Below are 19721 nucleotides of genomic sequence, written 5' to 3' on the forward strand. Positions count from 1 at the left end.
AAGGCAGTGAATTTAATGCGGAGTTATGAGTTATCTTGCGGGAATAAGGCTTGTACAAAACGGCTAAAACGCTGATTTTGCAAGGCAAAGAAATTTTGAGTTGGAGCGACATGAATGGAAGTCAGCACTTTTAAATCATTATTTGATTCAAACTTTTGCTTGTCTGCCTGTTTTTGTTGGGTAAGGGCTTTTTCAATTAAAGACCCCTTTTCCGCAGTTAAATGGGTTTTACTTTCAGTAGACTTGATCACAGCACTGTGACTGACTGTGCTTAAAGTGAGTAATGCTGCGCATATGAGTTTAGATTTCATCTTGATTCCCCCTTTCCTTTATGAGTGAACTCACAATTTATAAATTGTTTTAATCACTTTAATATTTAATCACAAAAATCATAACAAAAGTAGATTTGCGTCACACTCTTAATAAGATCTTTATCATCATTTACTCACTATATACCGATTTTTCAGATGATCTTTGATTTAGAACATGTTGTAACAAACAACTGTGGAGATATCGTGAAAATTGTTACAAAAGTCACAATAAAATAGTTTTGAAGCGGGTTTGATTGCTGTGATGTCGCTTATTTTACCGTTGAGTCTAAAAACGGATCAAAGTTTTATTCACTTTTTATATATCTAATCCATAAAAAGGTATAAATTTGGAATAAACGCCGCATCTTGAATTAAATTGATTAAAAACAATTAATTAAAGCTAAATTATTTGAATTTAATCATTTTTTGCATGTTTTTTACAAATTGCGCAGCGCCTGAGCATTGCATATATTGAGCGACAGATTAAAGGTGATGTGTGCTGTAATGAAAACTCAATTGAAAGCTTTATTGGCTGCTGCGCTATTGGCAACAGGTTTTGCTGCAACGACTGCTCAGGCTGCAGATCGTCAGTTTTTAAATGTATCGTATGATGCGACCCGCGAATTTTATGATGAATTTAACAAGTCGTTTGGTCAGTACTGGAAAAAACGTACAGGTTTAGACGTCAACTTTAAACAATCACATGGTGGTTCAGGCAAGCAAGCGCGTTCTGTGGTCGATGGTTTAAAGGGCGATGTCGTAACTTTGGCATTGGCGAATGACATTGAAGAAATTGTAAAGTCAGGTCAAATCCAAGCAGGTTGGCAAAAAGAATTTCCTCATAACTCTGCGCCTTATACCTCGACCATCGTCTTTATGGTGCGTAAAGGCAATCCGAAAAACATTAAAGACTGGAATGACTTAACCAAACCAAGCGTACAAATTATTACCCCTAACCCGAAAACAGGTGGTTTGCCACGTTGGGTGTATTTATCGGCTTGGGGGTATGCAGAAAAGCAGCCGGGCGGCTCTAAGGCCAAAGCGCAAGAATTTGTGGGCAAGATGTACCACAATGTAAAAGTGATGGATTCGGCAGCACGTGCGTCGATGACTACATTTGCTGAACGTGGCATTGGTGATGTGTTGTTGACTTGGGAAAATGAAGCCCTTGTAACTTTAAAAACCTTAGGCAAAGACAAGTTTGATATTGTTTATCCATCTATTTCTATTTTGACTGAACCTTCGGTGGCAATCGTAGACCGCACAGTAGAAAAAAATGGCAATAAATGGTTAGCGACAGGCTATATCAACTATTTATATTCACCTTTAGGTCAGGAAATGGCGGCTAAGCATTTCTACCGTCCACGTAATGAAAAAGTCCTTGCAAAATATGCAGCACAATTCCCGAAATTAAAAACCTTCACGATTGATGAAGTGTTCGGTGGCTGGGAAAATGCACAAAAAACACATTTTGTGAATGGTGCGATTTTCGACCAAATTTATAATACTAAGCGTTAAACAGATATCCATTTTCGGCTAATCTTTTATTGGATTGGCACACAAAAAAATCTCTACGGAGATTTTTTTGTGCTTTAAAAAAGTCAAAAACGGTTTTCCCTATGGAAAGTAATATTTATCTACAAAAAGACGTTTGGAGCTTTGCCAAAACAAGGTAATAATGTGCAGTTACATTTTAGCTGTATTGATTGAACCTTATGTCGCATATTTCTGTATTACTTCATGAAACTGTTGATGCCGTGTTGGCAGATCGCAATACAGGAATTTATGTCGATGCTACCTTTGGACGAGGTGGACACACGCGTTTGTTGTTATCCAAATTGGATGCGCAGGCACGAGTCTATGCCTTTGATAAAGATCCACAAGCTTTGGCCGTGGCAGCAGAATTGGCGCAGCAAGATTCGCGCTTTCAGATTATTCATGCCAGTTTTGCCGATATGCAGCAAGCGTTGAATGATTTGGGCGTCACTCAGGTCGATGGTGTGATGGCTGATTTAGGCGTGTCGTCACCACAGCTAGATCAGGCAGAACGCGGTTTTAGCTTTATGAAAGATGGCCCGCTTGATATGCGTATGGACAACTCACAAGGCCCGACTGCGGCAGAATGGCTGGTGGATATTGAAGAAGAAGCCTTAGCCAATGTGATTTTTCAATATGGTGAAGAGCGTTATAGCCGCCGTATTGCCAAAGCCATTAAACAGGCGGGTTATATTGAAACTACCGCACAATTGGCTGAAATTGTAAAAGTTGCCCATCCGAAGTGGGAAAAAAACAAACACGCTGCAACGCGTACTTTTCAGGCAATTCGTATTGCGATTAATAAAGAATTAGAAGATATTGAAAACTTCTTACCGCAGGCGGTTGAGGTATTAAAACCCGAAGGTCGTTTGGCTGTAATTAGCTTCCACTCTTTGGAAGATCGTTTAATTAAACAGTTTATTCAAAAAGAATCGAGCCTGCCTGAAGATTCAGGTTGGGGCTTGCCACAACAGCAACAAGATACACGTCGATTGAAAAAAATCTCACGTGTGCGTGCCAGTGATGAAGAAGTCAAAGCCAATCCACGCTCACGCAGCGCATGGCTACGTGTTGCAGAACGATTAGCTTGAAAAGGCCAATAATGAAAACTGAAACCGTTAAAAAAAATCAATCTCAAGTGCGACTGAAAAAAATGGTCGCCTATTTTATTTTATTGGCGCTGGTGTTTATCAGCGCGATTATGGTGGTGTTTCAAGTGTTTGAATATCGCCATGATTATCGTGAGCTGAGTTCTTATATGCGCGAGCGAGATGACTTAAATGCCGAATGGGGACGTTTGTTAATTGAACAGCAGACCTTTGGTGCAACTGCACAAATTGGCACCCGTGCGGTGACGCAACTGCGTATGTATTCACCGCCTGCACCGCAAACAGTGGTGATTTCTTTGCCGACAACCTCAGAACAACAATAAGGCGAGTTGCACATGGTCGATACGCGTAAAAAGCAAACCCGAAAGAAACAGCAATCGGTAACTGGAAAAAATGCCATTCATGTAGAAATGTGGCGTTTTTACTTAATGTGGGCTGTGGTACTGCTGGTGTTCGTGGCACTGGTGGGACGTGCTTTTTATGTGCAAATTGTGAACCATGACTTTTTACAAAATAAAGCCAATGCCAATATTTTAAGAACAGAAAAGCTCAAAGCTATGCGCGGGGTGATTTATGATCGCCACGGTGTGCCTTTGGCAATTAGTACCCCTGTAATGAAAGTGGTGATTGATCCACGTGATTATTTTGACAATAAAAAACTGTTTGAAGAAATTACAGCCGAGTTGGAAAAAAATCCGACCAGTCGTAAATTGCAGCGTCAATTGCCAGATAAAAACTTGAATTTAGATGAACTTGCCGATGCAGTTGGGATGGATCGCCAAGAACTGAAAAATAAAATGAACGAGCGTCCGCGTTCACGTTATTTGGTTTTACAAAAAGAAGTGCCGCCGCAACAGGCAGAGCTGATTCTAAAACGTAATTTCCAAGGGGTATATACCGAGAAAAACTATAAGCGTTATTACCCGCAGCCACAGCCGAATGCACAAATTATTGGTTTAACCAATAGTGAAGGCACAGGCATTGAAGGCTTGGAAATGCAGCTAAATACCCGCTTGGCAGGCGTGGATGGTGAACAGCAAATCGTGCGCGATAAAAAGGGTAACCGTGTCAAAGACCCAGAAGTGGTGAGAGAGGTTGAACCGGGCGAAAATATTACCCTGAGTATCGACTCACGTTTGCAATACATTATGTATCGTGAATTGACTGCAGCAGGGGTGGCAAATAATGCCCGTTCAGCCACAGCAATTGCGGTAGATGTGAAAACGGGTGAAATTTTGGCGATGACCAGTTGGCCGTCGTATAACCCGAATGACAAAAAAAGTTTGTCCAATAAAGATGCCATGCGTAACCGTGGTGCGGTGGATTCCTTTGAGCCGGGTTCGACCATGAAGCCTATGACGGTGGCAATGGCACTGGAAAGTGGCAAATATTCACCGAATACCGTGGTCAATTTAAGTGGTGGTTCAATGCGGGTGGGTAATCACACCATTCGTGATACCCACAATTATGGCTCACTGACTTTGGCGGGAATTATCCAAAAATCGTCAAACGTGGGTGTGGCGAAAATTGCTTTATCTTTACCGTATGCAACCTTACCGACTTTTTATAAGCGTTTAGGGTTTGGTGCGCGTTCTGCAGTGAAATTTCCGGGTGAAAGTGCAGGTTTAATTTTGCCGCCAAGCAAGTGGAATGTGTCGGAAGTGGCGACCATGTCTTATGGTTATGGTTTGAACGCCACTGTGCTGCAATTGGCAGATGCCTATGCCATGCTTGCCAATAAAGGCGTAAAAATGCCGCTGAGTTTATACAAATTAGAAGAACAGCCTAAAGGCGAACAAATTGTTGATGCTAAAATTGCCGATCAAGTTCTACTGATGATGGAAGCCGTAACGTTACCCGGTGGTACGGCACGTCAAGCCAATATTCCAGGCTATCGGGTTGCAGGTAAAACGGGAACAGCGCATAAACTTCGTGCAGACCGCAAAGGCTATTCACAGACTGAATATCGTGCCTTGTTTGCTGGGGTTGCGCCAGTCAGTGATCCGCGTTTAGCCATGGTTGTCGTGGTGGAAAATCCAACAGGACAGTATTATGGTGGTTTGGTGGCAGCGCCTGTATTTGCTCGTGTGATGCAAGAATCTTTACGTTTAATGAACGTACCTTTAGATAAACCTTTAGAAACTCCCAACATCCAATAACAGGTGACGCATGTCTATCAGCTTTCAACATATTTATCGCAGTTCTCGCGTTGCAGATTGGATGATACAAGACTTTCAGGGCTTTCAACTTGACAGCCGCCATGTGACAGCAGGGCAAATTTTTATTGCCCTGACCAGTTTGTCGCAGCCTGAAAAAACCGCACAATTTGCACAAGCAGCTTTAGATCAAGGTGCTTTGGCGGTGATTTCGGAAACTGAACTGGCAGTTGCCAATAATTTGGTGGTGCCAGATGTGCGTCAGCGCATGGGACAGTGGCAAAAACAATATTTACAAGCACGACAGCCTGTACCTATAGCGCGTATGCTTGCAGTCACGGGCACCAATGGTAAAACCACGATTTCCCGCTTAATTGCTGAGTTGTTAATGTTACAAGCCCAACGCTGTGCGGTAATGGGCACCACAGGCAACGGAATTTTGCCTAATTTGGAAGCTTCAACACATACCACTTTAGATGCCTTACAACTGCAAAATGCTTTATACAGCTATGCACAACAGGGGGCAAAATTTGCCGCAATTGAAGCCAGTTCACATGGTTTGGAGCAAGGGCGCTTAAATGGCTGCGATATTGAAATTGCGGTATATAGCAACCTGAGCCGTGATCATTTGGATTATCACGGTACTTTAGAGGCGTATGCTGCAGCCAAAGCCATGCTGTTTCAGTTTGCCAGTTTAAAAGTTGCAATTGTCAATTTAGATGATGAATATGCTGGGATCATGTTGCAAGCGGCGCAACAGAACCCTGCGCAACCGAAAATTTTGACTTATTCCACGCAGCAAGCGGCAGACTATCAAGTACAGCAGATTGAATACAGTCTGAATGGTGTACGTTTCCATCTACAAACTGCTACGGCAGAATATGTGGTGCAAAGTCCGTTGCTCGGACATTTTAATGTTGAAAACTTGGTCGCGAGTTTAATCGCAGCAGAGCAAGCAGGTTTTGCATTACAGGATTTAATACACACGACTGCACAACTCAAAGGCGCACCGGGGCGTATGCAAGTGTTGCGTGATGCAGAGCGTTTATTTGTGGTGGATTATGCACACACGCCAGACGCCCTAATTCAAGTGTTGCAAACCTTAAAACGCCATGTTAGCGCACAGCTTTGGGCGGTGTTTGGCTGCGGTGGAGATCGGGATCGTGGTAAGCGCCCACTGATGACCCAAGCGGTATTGGACTATGCCAATGTTGTGCTTTTGACTTCAGATAACCCACGTACAGAAGATCCTTTGCAAATTTTTGCCGATATGCAGGCAGGTGTCGATTTGTCGGTGGCACAGAGCCATGAAATTCATGATCGTCGTGAAGCGATTAAATATGCAGTCAAACATGCACAGTCAGGCGATATTGTCTTGATTGCAGGCAAAGGTCATGAAAACTATCAAGAAATAGATGGGGTAAGACACTGGTTTGACGATGTGGTTGAAGTGCAATCTGCGATAGATGCACAGCATTGTTCACCTTCTGCTTATCCTGCCCAATAAGGAATTTGTATGCACACTTCCACCACCAGTACCGCAATTTTAGAACCTTGGACTGCCGAACAACTCAAACAGGCAACACAGGGTTATTGGTTCAATGGGCAAGCACCGCAAGGCGAGATTAAACGTATTTTAACCGATTCACGTCATGCCGAAGCAGGCGATGCCTTTTTGGCTTTAAAAGGTGAGCGTTTTGATGCGCATGATTTTGTGGCACAAGTAGCGACTCAGGGCTGTTCTATGGCAATTGTCAGCCAGCCTGTAGACGCAGATATTTGCCAATTGGTCGTGCCTGATACCCGTTTAGCTTTAGGACACTTGGGCGCATTTCGTCGTCAGCAACATCCTCAATTAAAAGTGATTGCGTTAACAGGCAGTAGCGGTAAAACCACCACTAAAGAAATGCTCGGTAGTATTTTGTCACGTTTGGCACCGACTTTAATTACCCGTGGCAACCTGAATAATGACTTGGGTGTGCCGATGATGTTATTGGAGTTGAATGCTAGCCATCAATATGCAGTGATGGAATTGGGCGCCAGTCATCAAGGTGAAATCGATTACACCTCAAACTTGGTGCAGCCGCAGGTGGCAGGCATTATCAATATTGGTACTGCGCATTTGGGTGAGTTTGGTGGGCGTGATGGTATTTGTCGGGCCAAGTCTGAAATTTATGCACATATTGCCTCGCAAGGTACAGCGATTGTCCCTGCTGCCGATGATTTTGCCGAACAGATTCAGCAAGCGGTTCAGTCAGAACAGCGTCTAAGTTTTGGTGAAGGCGGTGATGTGTTTGCGACAGACATTCAGTTGCAGCCACAATCGGCAAGTTTTTGTTTAAATACCACGCATGGTGTGCGTCAGATTCATTTGCCATTTGCAGGTGAACACAATGTACAAAATGCTATGGCTGCTGCTGCTTTTGCACTGGCAATTGGTGTGAGTTTAGATGATATTGTCGCAGGCTTGGAACAGGCACAGGGGGCAAAAGGCCGTTTGAACTTTATTCAGCAAGGCACACATTTATTCATTGATGACACCTATAATGCCAATCCAACCTCTATGCGTGCTGCAGGTGAAGTCCTTGCACAGCAAACAGGTGTGCGAGTTATGGTAATTGGTGATATTGGTGAGCTGGGCAATAGCGCAGCACAACAGCACTATATGTTGGGGCGTGATTTGGTGTCTATTCGTGGCATCAACTTTGTGGTGGCAGTCGGTGAATTTGCACCTGCGACCCAAGAAGGTGCGCGCAGTACCCAATATGGAAAAAAATTACAGGCTTTTGTCACTCAAGAACAAGCCTTGCCGTTTTTAATTGATCTGGTAAAAACACATCAACCTCAGTCCATGAGTTTCCTATTTAAAGGTTCTCGTTATACCCATATGGAAACGTTGATGGCTGCATTGATGGAGAAAATTTAAATGCTGTTATGGTTATTTGAACAGCTGGCGGGCTATAACAGCTCGTTTCAGGTGGTTCGCTATTTAACATTACGTTCATTACTGAGTGTATTGACTGCGCTTGGCATCGGTTTGGTGCTAGGCCCTGTGATGATTCGTAAATTACAAGCATTAAAATACGGTCAAGCAGTCAGCTCTTATGCACCTGAAGGGCATGCCAAAAAAATGGGTACGCCAACCATGGGCGGGGTATTAATCCTGCTTTCCATTGGTATTTCGACTCTATTATGGGCAGATCTATCTAACCCTTACGTCTGGATTGTACTGGCAGTTATGGTCATTTTTGGCGCTGTAGGCTGGGCAGATGACTGGATTAAAATTCGCTACAAAGACAATGCGGGTTTGCCAGCGCGTAAAAAATTCTTCTGGACTTCGGTAGCATCATTGGGTGCGGGTATTGCATTGTATGTGATTGCAACCCAACAGCCAAATCCTGCACAAACTGCAGATATGCTGGATGTGTTGATTCCATTTTTTAAAGATTTCAGCATTCCATTGTCGTTGATTCCACTCGGTATTGGCTTCATTATCTTTACCTATTTGGTGATTAATGGTGCCTCAAATGCGGTGAACCTAACTGATGGTTTAGATGGCTTGGCAATTATGCCAATCGTGTTGGTTGCGGCAGGTTTGGGCGTCTTTGCCTACTTGGCGGGGGATGTTCGTTTTGCTGATTATTTGCATATCCCTTATGTGAAATATGCGTCTGAGTTGGTGGTAATCTGTGCCGCGATGATTGGAGCAGGCTTAGCCTTCCTGTGGTATAACGCGCATCCTGCACAAGTCTTTATGGGCGATGTCGGTGCACTGTCTTTGGGGGCAATGCTGGGTACGATTGCCGTGATGGTACGTCAGGAAATCGTGTTTGCGATTATGGGCGGAGTGTTTGTGGTTGAAGCGATTTCGGTATTCCTGCAAATTGGCTCACTACGTATGCGCAATAAACGGGTATTCTTAATGGCGCCGTTGCATCACCACTATGAAAAGAAAGGCTGGCGTGAAACTCAAGTGGTGATTCGTTTCTGGATTATCACAATTATGCTGGTGGTTTTAGGTTTAATGACTTTAAAATTACGTTAAGCCTATCCAACCGAAAATTTTAAAAGTCGGCACTCGCCGACTTTTTTATGTGGTTCACTCTGGAGAAAATGATGAATTTGCTGATGTGTCCTGTGTGTCGTCAGGTATTGCAACTGCATGATCGAACGTGGCGTTGTGCCAGCAATCACAGCTATGATGTTGCGAAACAAGGCTACGTCAATTTGCATGTGGTGCAGCATAAGCACAGTAAAAATCCGGGGGATACACCTGCTTCGGTGCAGGCACGTCGTGCATTTTTAAGTGCAGGGCATTATGCGCCCTTGCAACAGGCAGTGGTGCAAAAAATTCGCACCTTACGCATCGAAAATTTGTTGGATATTGGCTGTGGTGAAGGCTATTACACCGCTGCCATGCAAGGCGAAGTGTTGCAGTGTGTCGGGGTGGATATTGCCAAGAATGCCGTACAAGTGGCGGCGAAACTGAATCCCGCAGTGACTTGGGTGGTGGGGACAGGGGCAACTTTGCCTGTGTTGGAACATTGTATTGATTTATGTACCAGCCTGTTTAGCCCAATTCCGCAACAGGAAATTTTACGGGTTTTAAAACCACAAGGTTATTTGTTGGTGGTGACGCCTGCGCCTGAGCATTTATTGGCGATGCGTCAAGCGTTGTTCGAAGAGGTAAAGCCACATGAACCCGAAAAATTTATCACCCAATTACAAACTACTTTTGATTTGATTGATGCCAGCGTGGTGGAAACACCATTACAGCTCAATCAAAGCGATTTAATTCATTTAATTGCTATGACACCTTATGCCTATAAAGCCAAAGCAGAGCGCCGTCAGGCATTGGAACAACAAACCCAATTTGATGTGACAGCACAGCATCAAATTTATCTGTTTCAGAAAAAATAAGTTTGAGTGCTTCTGTAAAATTCATACTTTTGCAAAAACTGAATGCCCATAAAAAAATCCCTCATTTTTGTAAATGAGGGATTTTTTCTGACTGCTTATCTGCGGTTATAAGACTTCATCAATTAAGTTTTCTAATGCATCGGGAGCAGGTTTGGCTGCATTGGGTTTGGCAGGGCTGTTGTTTGGCGCGTGCATGGCAGGCGGTGCAGCGTTTTCAGGAATTAATACCTCATCGCCTGGTAAATCGTCAAAATCTCGCTCAGGCGCACGTGCTGGCGCAACAGGTGCAGGTCGATACAGTGGACGTGCCAATGGCGGTGAAGCACGATAATCCTGCTTCTGTTCTGCATTCATTTGATTGAGTTCACGTTGTGGCGCTTTGTCTTTGCTGTCTAAACTGACCCATGCTTCAGGTGTGCCTTTAAGTGCATTGCCCATAAAGTCTGTCCAAATTGGCAGCGCTGCAACCCCCCCATATTCACGACGTCCTAAAGTTGTTGGTTGGTCAAAGCCCACCCAAGCCACAGTCACCAGTTTGCCGTTGAAACCTGCGAACCAAGCGTCTTTTGCATCGTTGGTGGTTCCTGTTTTACCGCCAATATCACCACGACCAATTCTGAGCGCAGCACGTCCAGTACCATGTTGAATTACGTCACGTAAAATATTGGACATATCATACGCCGAGCTAGATTTTAAAATACGTTGTGCCTGTTTGTACTGACTACGCTCTGCCAATAATTGTGGATCCTGTTCAGCTTGTGCCAGTTTTTTATTGGTCACTTCAATTATTTCATCATCTGGCGTGGTGGCTTCGGCGCTTTCAGTCGTTTGTTCTTTGGCATTAATACAAGCAATACACGCATATTCAGGATTGGCTTGATAAATCACCTTGCCATAAGCATCTTCAATACGGTTAATGAAGTGCGGTTGAATACGGTAACCCCCATTGGCAAAAGTGGCATAGCCCGTTGCCATTTGAATAGGCAAAACTTGTGGCGTACCCAATGCAATGGTGTAGTTACGCGGAATTTGATCTTCCTGCAAACCAAAATCCATGAACAGTTGGCGGGTACGCTCAATACCGACTTCTTGTAATAAACGTACCGAAACCGTGTTACGAGATAAATAGAGTGCACGTCGTAACGGAATCATGCCTAAATGGCGACCATCGGAGTTACGTGGCGTCCATTTGCCAATGGTGATTGGACTGTCATTGACCATGGTGTGTGGTGTCATACCGCGCTCTAAAGCCAGTGCATAGACAAAAGGTTTAATGGTCGAACCCGGTTGACGCCAACCTTGTAAAGTACGGTTGAACTTGGATTGATAGAAGTTATAGCCACCGACCAACGCTTCAATGGCGCCGTTATTCGGGTTAATTGCCACCAATTGACCTTGCACTTTTGGTACTTGTACTAATGACCAAGCGGTTTTATTTTCATTTGGACGTAAACGGACAATATCTTTGACTTTTACAATCTGTGCCGCACGACTTGGCGCATTGCCTACACTGTTGGCATTGCGATAGGGACGTGCCCAAGACATGCCTGACCACGGTACAGTAACCGTTGTGCCATCTTGCATTAACGCTTCAAAAGAGTTATTCAGCACTTTGCTGACTTGCGCAGGGTAGGTGTTGGCATAAGCACGAAACTCATTCAGTGGTTTGTCGTGTGCCTCTGCACCACGCCAACCGTGGCGACGGTCATAGGCTTCTAAGCCTTCTTGCACCGCCTGTTCTGCATACATCTGACGTTTGCTGTCTACTGTGGTATAAACTTTATAGCCCGAATCAACCGCTTGTTCACCAAATTTACTGACCAGTTCAGCACGCACCATTTCACCAATATACGGATGTTTATTGCTGATGCTGCGGTCTGGCATATCTAAATTAATCGGTTCAGCAATGGCTTTTTGGTATTCATTTTGGTTGATATAGCCCAGTTGCAGCATACGTCCCAAAATCCAGTTGCGACGCTCCAAAGCACGCTCAGGATTCACCACTGGATTGTAGCGTGAAGGTGCTTTAGGTAAGCCTGCAATCATCGCCATTTGTGCAATTGTCAGCTCTTCTAAGCTTTTGTTGTAATAAATTTTGGCAGCTGCCGCGATGCCATAGGCATTTTTACCCAAAAAGATTTTATTGACGTATAAAGTCAAAATTTCTTCTTTGCTCAGGTTCTGTTCAATTTTACGCGCTAAAAAGATTTCGGTGAGTTTACGCTTTAAGGTACGTTCAGGACTGAGATAATAGTTTTTTGCTACTTGCATGGTAATGGTTGAGCCACCAGTTTGCACATTGGAGCCTGTTACCGCCTCGCTCACCGCGCGCCCCAAGCCTTTGAAGCTAATCCCACTGTGTTCAAAAAAGGCAGAATCTTCGGCTGCTAAGAACGCAAAAATGAATTTTTCAGGAATATGTTCATAATCGACAGGCACAGAAAGCTTACCGCCATACTCAGCAATTAGCTCATTATCGGCACTATAAACCTGTAATGGTTTTAATAATGGCGCTTTTTTTAAGGTGGTCATTTCTGGCAAAGATGGGGCAATATAGAGATACATGCCATAGAAACCCATCGGTATTGCGACCAAAATTATAATTATGATCAAAAAAAATGGATGAACACGACCCGAACAAGATAGCTTTTTCATAACAAGTGCGTTTTAATAAGCGCTAATAGCAAACTAATTGCTGGTCAGTATAGCGAGTAGATTTACGGATTGTTAGATGAATTATTGTATCCGTAAAAAATTATAGACCAGCGCGGATTAGTAGGTTAAATTTTTTTGGGGATAAAAAAATAATAGGAATGGTACTATTGTGCGTAGGTTATATCGTAAGCCAAGTAAGGGGTTAATAGGTGTAGATATTAGTTCTACTTCTGTTAAGTTATTAGAACTCTCTGTGAAGAATGGTAGATACTGGGTCGAGAGCTATGCGCTGGTCCCACTTCCAGAAGGCAGTGTGGTTGAAAAAAACATTCTCAATCCAGAAGCAGTCGGGGATGCGCTTGAACGTGCATTGAACTTAGCAAACACGCAATCTACATCTGCAGCATTAGCAATTCCAACCTCAATGGTGATTACCAAAATCATTGAAATGGATGCAGATATGACTAGCGATGAGCGTGAAGTTCAAATTCGTATGGACGCCGAGCAATATATTCCATTCCCATTAGATGAAGTCAGCCTAGACTTTGAAGTCCAACCAGACCGTTTAGCCAATCCAAACCGAGTCAATGTGTTACTGGTTGCAACACGTTTAGAAAACGTAGAAGCACGAGTAGAAGCATTGGAGTTGGGCGGCTTGACAGCCAAAATTGCCGATGTCGAAAGTTTTGCCATCGAAAATGCCTTTAAAGTGTTCTCCGATACCCTGCCAATGGGTGTGAACACCATTGGTATTTTGGATATTGGTCATACCATGACCACCTTGTCGGTACTGCAAAATAACAAAATTATTTACACCCGTGAGCAAACCTTTGGCGGCAAACAGCTGACTCAAGAAATTCAAAACCGTTATGGTTTATCGTATGAAGAAGCGGGTCGTGCCAAAAAGAGCCGTACCTTGCCAGATGACTACGATGTAGAGGTGCTCGAACCGTTCTTAGAAGCGGTGGTGCAACAAGCGGCACGTTCATTGCAGTTCTTTTTCTCATCTTCACAATTTAACGAAATTGATCACATTTTATTGGCAGGGGGGAATGCCAATATTCCAGGTCTTGCGAAGTTGTTGCAGCAAAAACTGGGCTACCGTGTGACCATTGCCAATCCATTCTTACAAATGGGCTTCTCTCCACAAATCGACATTAAAAGAATTGAAAGTGATGCGCCGTCATTGATGGTGGCATGTGGTTTAGCAATGAGGAGTTTTGATTAATGGCAAAGATTAACTTACTCCCTTGGCGCGATGAGCTAAGAGAAAAACGTAAAAAAGAATTTATTGTATTTTGTATTGCAGCAGCTGCTGTAGGGGTGTTGGCCGTTGCATTGGCGTGGTTTTTCTACAATGCAAAATTGGCAGATCAAGAACAAGCCAATCAATTGGTCATCAGTACCAACCAAAACCTAGATGTACAATTAAAATCTTTGGAAGGCTTACAAGAACAGCGTAATGCAATTGTAGAGCGTATGAAGCTGATTCAGGGCTTACAAAGCCAACGTCCAATTGCAGTACGTTTGGTGGATGAGCTTGTGCGTGTGACACCAAGCAATATGTATTTGACTAAAGTGACGCGTACTGGCAATAAATTTACCTTTGAAGGCAAGGCAGAAAGTCCAAATACGGTTGCAGAATTCTTACGTAATTTGGAAGCATCGCCGTGGTATCGCAATGCATTTATGAATTCATTCTTAGCCAAAGAAGAAAATAAAGATAAAGCACCAAGTTCTGTAGTTCCTCGTGTTGAGGAAAGTTATGGCACATTTGTGGTGACTTCTGATTTAGAAGAAATCGCAATTCCAGTGACCGCTACAGATCCTAATTCAACATCAGCAGCGGGGGCAGCACAATGAGTCTCGATGAATTTGATGAAGTAAATCAGGAAGCTGCTGTTGCTCCGAAAAAGAAAATGACCGTTGAGAAGTTTTTTCAGCAGTTTAATACCCTTGATCCAAATAACTATGGTGGTTGGCCACTTTCGGTCAAAATTACCTGCTGGATTTTCATTATTTTCTTAATTGCGGCACTAGGCTATTTTGTCGTAATTAAGCCGAAGTTAGATGCCATTGCTGCAGCGCATGCACAAGAACAGAATTTATTAAACGAGTTCCGTGAAAAAGATTCTAAATTGCGTAATTTGCAGCAATACCAAGCGCAATTACAAGAAATGGAAGCTAACTTTAACCAGCAGCTTGAGCAATTGCCGAAAGAAACTGAAATTCCAGGCTTAGTTGAAGACATCAACGTAACAGGTGTTAATTCAGGCTTGAAGTTTAAAAACATTCGTTTAGAGAACGAAATTAAACAAGAGTTCTTTATTGAGCAGCCAATTTCAATTGAAGCGACAGGCGATTATCACGCTTTTGGTTCATTCGTAAGCGGTACAGCAGCATTGCCACGTATTGTGACCATGCACGACTTTGAAATTGTGGCGACTGAAAATAAAGACAAGAAAACCGATATTCCGCAAGTGACCTATAAAGCACAAGCAAAAACTTATCGTTATGTGGGCAGTGCAGATGCGCAAACTACAATGGAAAGCGGTGCAACCGATACTGCTGCGAATAGCGAGAAGAGTAATAAAAGAGTAAATAATACTGCGAAAAGGGGTAAAAAATGAAAATTGAAAAGCTTTCGTTAGCCCTGTTGGCAACTGTATTAATGGTTGGTTGTGATTCGCGTATTGATGCGGTAAATGCACAAATGGCTGAAATTCGTAATCAGCCACCACTACCCATTGAACCTGCACCTGTGTTTGAGCCTGCACCAACCTTTAACTATGCAGCACACCAGCTCAAAAGCCCATTTATGCCAAGTTCATTGGCGGCAGAGCTTAAAATTATGGCAGGGAAGCGCGTTTATCCGAACCTTGCTCGCCAGTTACAACCACTGGAAAATTACGCACTTGAGTCACTGACTATGAAAGGCAGTATGCGTCAAAATGGTCAAATTTTGGCATTGATTCAAACACCTGACGGTGAAATTGAGCGTATCCAGCGTGGTAGCTATATGGGGGTAAATCATGGTCGTGTGGTGAATATTACACCTACACAAATTGATTTAATCGAAATTATTCCAGATGGTCGTGAAGGTTATGTAGAACGTCCAAGAAGTTTAGTTTTAATTGGGCCTGCGCCATAAATTAAAGGAATAAAAATGAATAACAGTGTGAAAGATTTTATTTTTGGGGATGGTAATACAATGAACAATTTGTTCCGTCAGTTTTCAATGGGCGCAGTCGCAATGGCAGTGATGCAAGTTGCCAATGCCCAAGTCAGCATTACCAACATCGTACCCATGCAAATTCCGGGACAGGGCACCGAAATTCGTGTCATGTTTAATGGTTTGCCACCTCAACCTGCTGCATATCAGCTGGAACAACCTTCCCGCCTGATTTTAGATTTTGACAAAGCGCAACAAACGCTGAAGCAAAACAGCGTTGCAGTCGCGACCAAAGAAGCCAGCTCTGTAGAGGTAAGCTCAGATGCACAGCGTTCACGTTTAACTGTGAACTTGGCCGATGCGGGTGCATTTACCACGCGTGTTGAAGGCAACACCTTTATTTTAAAAATTAACTCAACAACGGCAACGCCTGTGGCTGCCGTGACTGCTCAACGTAGCGCACAAGGCGTATCCAATATTGGTTTCCAGCGTGGCGGTGAAGGCGAAGGTCAGGTGGTGATTGATCTACTCGGTAGCAATACTCCTGTAGATGTGCAGCAGCAAGGCAGCAAAATTGTGGTGCGTACTTTAGGCAATAAAGTACCAACACATTTGGCACGCCGTTTAAATGTAAATGACTTTGCCACACCTGTATCGACCATTGATGCACACAATGACGGCAGCAATGGCGTGATTACCATTCAGGCTGCAGGCAGCTATGAATATATGGCATATCAGGCAGAAGACAAGCTAACCATTAGCCTAAAACGCCCTGTCGATAAAAACCCGTTTAAACCACGTGCAGCGCAAAGCTATACAGGCAAAAAGATTTCACTGGATTTCCAAGACATCGAAGTGCGTCGTGTATTGCAGTTATTGGCTGATTTCACAGGCATTAACATGGTGGCAGCAGACACTGTGCAAGGCAACATTACCTTACGTTTAAAAGATGTACCTTGGGATCAGGCTTTAGATATTATCCTGAAAACCAAAAATTTAGATAAGCGTCGTAATGGCAACGTGATTTGGATTGCACCTGTTTCTGAATTGATTAAAGCCGAAGAAGAAGAAGCCAAAGCGATTGCGCAAAGTGTGAAACTGGCGCCACTACAAACTGAATATATTCAATTGAACTATGCCAAAGCGGCAGATATTGAAAAACTAATTACGCAAGGCAAGAATGCATCACGTGGTGGTTCAAATACCAATACAGGTACTGATCCATTAGGCGATAGCGTTGGTAGCTTGTTGAGTCCACGCGGTACAGTGTCGGTAGATCCACGTACCAATACCTTAATCATCAACGATACATCGGCAAAAATTGATCAGATTCGTCAAATGATTGATTTGCTAGATGTATCTGTGAAGCAGGTGATGATTGAAGCACGTATTGTTCGTGCAACCACAGATTTCACCAAGGAAATGGGGGTGAAGTGGGGCATCTTGTCACAAGGGATTACCAACAATAACCACTTGTTGGTGGGTGGTAGCGATACGACTTTGTGGAACTTACGTGAACCAGAAAAAAATGATGATTTAGGTGGTTGGAAGTACGAAATTGAACGGCCACAAAACTTGAATGTCGATTTAGGTGTGACCAGTCCAGGTGCCAGCCGTATTGCATTTGGTTTAATCAGCTTGTCTGACTTTATGCTCGATTTGGAGTTGTCGGCATTACAAGCAGATGGTTACGGTGAAGTGATTTCGACACCAAAAGTCCTGACTGCAGATAAGCAAAATGCCAAAGTGGCATCGGGTACGCAAATTCCGTATCAATCTTCTGAAGGTGGTGGTGTCAATGCCGTATCTACCACAGAATTCATTGATGCGACTTTAAGTTTGGATGTGACCCCAAGTATTACGCCTGACGGTAAAGTCCAAATGCAATTAAATATCACCAGTGACTCACCAGGTGCACCTACACCTACAGGTCAGCTCACCATTAACAAGAACGCGGTGAATACCAACGTTTTGGTAGATAATGGTGAAACTGTGGTCTTGGGTGGTATTTTTGAGCAACAAACGGCTAACTCACAAACCAAAGTTCCATTCTTGGGCGATATTCCTTATATCGGACGTTTATTCCGTAAAGATATCAAGTCGGACAACAAACGTGAGTTGCTGATTTTTGTTACACCACGAATTGTTAATGACAGTGTTTCAAGAAATCATTAATATATTTTCAATTTAAACAAAATTTATAGGTGACTCCTTGCTAAGCAAAGAGTTTGACACCCTACCAAATATCTATTTGGTAGGGCCGATGGGGGCAGGCAAGACCACTGTAGGACGCCATTTGGCGGAATTGTTAGGGCGTGAATTTCTAGACAGTGATCATGAAATTGAACGCAAAACTGGCGCTACGATTCCTTGGATCTTTGAAAAAGAAGGTGAACAAGGGTTTCGTAGTCGTGAAACAGCGGTTATTGATGAGTTAACCACACGGCATAAACTTGTACTTGCTACAGGTGGCGGCGCGGTGACTCAAGCCCCGAATCGAGACTTCTTAAAACAACGTGGTATTGTTGTTTATCTATATACCCCTGTCGAAATTCAACTTCAGCGAACCTATCGCGATAAAAACCGTCCTTTACTTCAAGTCGAAAACCCCGAACAAAGATTACGTGATTTGCTTGCAGTGCGTGATCCGTTGTATCGTGAGGTGGCACATTATATTATTGAAACCAATCAGGGTGCTGCGCGAGATTTGGCGCAAAAAATCTTAAATACGATTGTTTCAGAGCAAATATCTTAGGTAGAAAGCGACTTTTTCATGCAGACTTTACACGTTGAACTCGGTGATCGCCGTTACCCAATTTTTATTGGCAGTGATCTTCAGCCTCAAGAATTACTTGCACCTTATATTAAAGGTCAGCAAGTCATGATTGTGACCAATACCACGGTTGCACCTTTGTATTTAAGTCATTATGTGACGGCTGTTGAAGCACTTGGTAAGAAAGTGGCAACCTGTATTTTGCCTGATGGAGAAAAATACAAAGATATTCAGCATCTCACTCTTATTTTTGATGCCTTGCTGGAAGCTGGTTTTAACCGTGATTGTACGGTGCTGGCTTTGGGCGGTGGCGTGATTGGCGATATGGCAGGTTTTGCTTCGGCAAGTTTTCAGCGTGGAGTGTACTTCATTCAAGTACCGACCACTTTATTGTCGCAGGTCGATTCAAGTGTCGGTGGCAAAACAGGGATTAATCATCCATTGGGTAAAAACATGATTGGCGCGTTTCAGCAACCCCAAGTGGTGCTGGCCGATATGTCGCAACTGAATACTTTACCTGAGCGCGAGTTGTCTGCAGGCCTAGCCGAAATCATTAAATATGCGCTTTTGGGTGATGTCGAGTTTCTAGAATGGCTTGAAACGCACATGGAAGCATTAGTGGCGCGTGATCCTGCTGTACTGGCAGAAGCGGTATATCGTTCATGTGCACATAAAGCACGTATTGTTGCTAATGATGAAAAAGAGCAAGGTGAACGCGCTTTATTGAATCTTGGGCATACTTTTGGGCACGCAATTGAATCTTATTTGGGCTATGGTAAATGGTTACATGGTGAAGCTGTTGCGACAGGGATGGTGATGGCAGCCGATTTATCACAGCGTATGGGCTGGATTTCTGCCGAAGATGTAGAGCGTACAAAAAATATCATTTCTCGCGCCAATTTACCGATAGTATGTCCGCAAATTCCACTGGATCAGTTTTTGGCTTATATGGCACACGATAAAAAAGTGCTGAATGGTCAATTACGTTTGGTGCTCATGAAGCAATTGGGTCAAGCCATCATCACCAAAGAGTTTGACTTAGAATTGATGAAACAGGCGATTTTAGCCAATCAAGCATAAAAGGCAGCA

Annotated in this window: 17 protein-coding genes; 15 read left to right on the top strand and 2 right to left on the bottom strand. The window is 43.5% G+C overall.

Going from position 1 to position 19721, the window contains the following annotated elements; genetic code table 11:
* Positions 1–23 precede the first annotated feature (23 nt).
* Positions 24–311: a hypothetical protein gene (locus FTT91_RS09000; protein WP_019838212.1), complete on the bottom strand. Its 288-nt coding sequence runs from the start codon at positions 309–311 to the stop codon at positions 24–26.
* A 504-nt stretch (positions 312–815) separates the two neighbouring features.
* Here FTT91_RS09000 and FTT91_RS09005 point away from each other — a divergent pair.
* The 8 genes from FTT91_RS09005 (at position 816) to FTT91_RS09040 (ending at position 10032) form a co-directional block, all read left to right on the top strand.
* Positions 816–1829 carry a sulfate ABC transporter substrate-binding protein gene (locus tag FTT91_RS09005; RefSeq protein ID WP_180169282.1) on the top strand — a complete coding sequence of 338 codons (1014 nt, stop codon included), beginning with the start codon at positions 816–818 and terminating at the stop codon, positions 1827–1829.
* 197 nt (positions 1830–2026) lie between these two features.
* Entirely contained in the window at positions 2027–2938 is a 912-nt protein-coding gene (gene rsmH, locus FTT91_RS09010) for a 16S rRNA (cytosine(1402)-N(4))-methyltransferase RsmH (RefSeq protein ID WP_004974437.1), read from the top strand.
* Positions 2939–2949: 11 nt separating this feature from the next.
* The gene (gene ftsL, locus FTT91_RS09015) at positions 2950–3279 is read left to right on the top strand and encodes a cell division protein FtsL (protein ID WP_136144459.1); all 330 of its coding nucleotides are present in this window, start codon (positions 2950–2952) and stop codon (positions 3277–3279) included.
* 12 nt (positions 3280–3291) lie between these two features.
* The gene (ftsI, locus tag FTT91_RS09020) at positions 3292–5115 is read left to right on the top strand and encodes a penicillin-binding protein PBP3 (protein ID WP_131260649.1); all 1824 of its coding nucleotides are present in this window, start codon (positions 3292–3294) and stop codon (positions 5113–5115) included.
* 10 nt (positions 5116–5125) lie between these two features.
* Complete coding sequence (locus FTT91_RS09025) at positions 5126–6619, top strand: UDP-N-acetylmuramoyl-L-alanyl-D-glutamate--2,6-diaminopimelate ligase (RefSeq protein WP_180169283.1); 1494 nt, start codon at positions 5126–5128, stop codon at positions 6617–6619.
* A 9-nt stretch (positions 6620–6628) separates the two neighbouring features.
* Positions 6629–8038 (top strand): UDP-N-acetylmuramoyl-tripeptide--D-alanyl-D-alanine ligase, encoded by a 1410-nt coding sequence (murF, locus tag FTT91_RS09030; protein WP_180072750.1) that lies wholly within the window; start codon positions 6629–6631, stop codon positions 8036–8038.
* Complete coding sequence (gene mraY, locus FTT91_RS09035; protein WP_019836136.1) at positions 8039–9157, top strand: phospho-N-acetylmuramoyl-pentapeptide-transferase; 1119 nt, start codon at positions 8039–8041, stop codon at positions 9155–9157.
* Positions 9158–9228: 71 nt separating this feature from the next.
* The gene (locus FTT91_RS09040) at positions 9229–10032 is read left to right on the top strand and encodes a putative RNA methyltransferase (RefSeq protein ID WP_180169284.1); all 804 of its coding nucleotides are present in this window, start codon (positions 9229–9231) and stop codon (positions 10030–10032) included.
* Between the two features lie 105 nt (positions 10033–10137).
* On the opposite strand, the gene ponA is transcribed toward FTT91_RS09040, so the two are convergent.
* Entirely contained in the window at positions 10138–12687 is a 2550-nt protein-coding gene (gene ponA, locus FTT91_RS09045) for a penicillin-binding protein PBP1a (protein WP_180169285.1), read from the bottom strand.
* A gap of 169 nt (positions 12688–12856) precedes the next feature.
* On the opposite strand from ponA, the gene FTT91_RS09050 reads away from it, so the two are divergent.
* From FTT91_RS09050 to aroB, 7 genes are read left to right on the top strand one after another with little or no spacing between them, the layout of a single operon-like run.
* Positions 12857–13915, top strand: a complete 1059-nt coding sequence (locus FTT91_RS09050) for a pilus assembly protein PilM (protein ID WP_004974460.1) — start codon at positions 12857–12859, stop codon at positions 13913–13915.
* Positions 13915–14550, top strand: a complete 636-nt coding sequence (locus FTT91_RS09055; protein WP_104852652.1) for a PilN domain-containing protein — start codon at positions 13915–13917, stop codon at positions 14548–14550. The genes FTT91_RS09050 and FTT91_RS09055 overlap by 1 nt, the downstream gene beginning before the upstream one ends.
* Entirely contained in the window at positions 14547–15317 is a 771-nt protein-coding gene (locus FTT91_RS09060) for a type 4a pilus biogenesis protein PilO (RefSeq protein WP_180169286.1), read from the top strand. The genes FTT91_RS09055 and FTT91_RS09060 overlap by 4 nt, the downstream gene beginning before the upstream one ends.
* Positions 15314–15838, top strand: a complete 525-nt coding sequence (locus FTT91_RS09065) for a pilus assembly protein PilP (RefSeq protein ID WP_104852650.1) — start codon at positions 15314–15316, stop codon at positions 15836–15838. The genes FTT91_RS09060 and FTT91_RS09065 overlap by 4 nt, the downstream gene beginning before the upstream one ends.
* A 60-nt stretch (positions 15839–15898) precedes the next feature.
* On the top strand, positions 15899–18034 hold the full coding sequence (locus tag FTT91_RS09070) for a type IV pilus secretin PilQ (RefSeq protein WP_167538857.1): 2136 nt from the start codon (positions 15899–15901) through the stop codon (positions 18032–18034).
* Positions 18035–18071: 37 nt separating this feature from the next.
* The gene (gene aroK, locus FTT91_RS09075) at positions 18072–18614 is read left to right on the top strand and encodes a shikimate kinase AroK (RefSeq protein WP_004974468.1); all 543 of its coding nucleotides are present in this window, start codon (positions 18072–18074) and stop codon (positions 18612–18614) included.
* An 18-nt stretch (positions 18615–18632) separates the two neighbouring features.
* Complete coding sequence (aroB, locus tag FTT91_RS09080; RefSeq protein WP_180169287.1) at positions 18633–19712, top strand: 3-dehydroquinate synthase; 1080 nt, start codon at positions 18633–18635, stop codon at positions 19710–19712.
* Positions 19713–19721: the final 9 nt, after the last annotated feature.

This window comes from Acinetobacter sp. YH12021 (genome assembly GCF_013420145.1).
In the GTDB taxonomy this organism is placed as follows: Bacteria; Pseudomonadota; Gammaproteobacteria; order Pseudomonadales; family Moraxellaceae; genus Acinetobacter; species Acinetobacter towneri.

Bases quoted from the DNA above. Each gene is read 5' to 3' on its own strand.
- ponA (WP_180169285.1), bottom strand. From the start codon at position 12,687: ATGAAAAAGCTATCTTGTTCGGGTCGTGTTCATCCATTTTTTTTGATC.
- mraY (WP_019836136.1), top strand. From the start codon at position 8,039: ATGCTGTTATGGTTATTTGAACAGCTGGCGGGCTATAACAGCTCGTTT.
- FTT91_RS09025 (WP_180169283.1), top strand. From the start codon at position 5,126: ATGTCTATCAGCTTTCAACATATTTATCGCAGTTCTCGCGTTGCAGAT.
- FTT91_RS09055 (WP_104852652.1), top strand. From the start codon at position 13,915: ATGGCAAAGATTAACTTACTCCCTTGGCGCGATGAGCTAAGAGAAAAA.
- FTT91_RS09065 (WP_104852650.1), top strand. From the start codon at position 15,314: ATGAAAATTGAAAAGCTTTCGTTAGCCCTGTTGGCAACTGTATTAATG.
- ftsI (WP_131260649.1), top strand. From the start codon at position 3,292: ATGGTCGATACGCGTAAAAAGCAAACCCGAAAGAAACAGCAATCGGTA.
- ftsL (WP_136144459.1), top strand. From the start codon at position 2,950: ATGAAAACTGAAACCGTTAAAAAAAATCAATCTCAAGTGCGACTGAAA.
- FTT91_RS09040 (WP_180169284.1), top strand. From the start codon at position 9,229: ATGAATTTGCTGATGTGTCCTGTGTGTCGTCAGGTATTGCAACTGCAT.
- FTT91_RS09000 (WP_019838212.1), bottom strand. From the start codon at position 311: ATGAAATCTAAACTCATATGCGCAGCATTACTCACTTTAAGCACAGTC.
- FTT91_RS09005 (WP_180169282.1), top strand. From the start codon at position 816: ATGAAAACTCAATTGAAAGCTTTATTGGCTGCTGCGCTATTGGCAACA.
- rsmH (WP_004974437.1), top strand. From the start codon at position 2,027: ATGTCGCATATTTCTGTATTACTTCATGAAACTGTTGATGCCGTGTTG.
- murF (WP_180072750.1), top strand. From the start codon at position 6,629: ATGCACACTTCCACCACCAGTACCGCAATTTTAGAACCTTGGACTGCC.
- FTT91_RS09060 (WP_180169286.1), top strand. From the start codon at position 14,547: ATGAGTCTCGATGAATTTGATGAAGTAAATCAGGAAGCTGCTGTTGCT.
- aroB (WP_180169287.1), top strand. From the start codon at position 18,633: ATGCAGACTTTACACGTTGAACTCGGTGATCGCCGTTACCCAATTTTT.
- FTT91_RS09070 (WP_167538857.1), top strand. From the start codon at position 15,899: ATGAACAATTTGTTCCGTCAGTTTTCAATGGGCGCAGTCGCAATGGCA.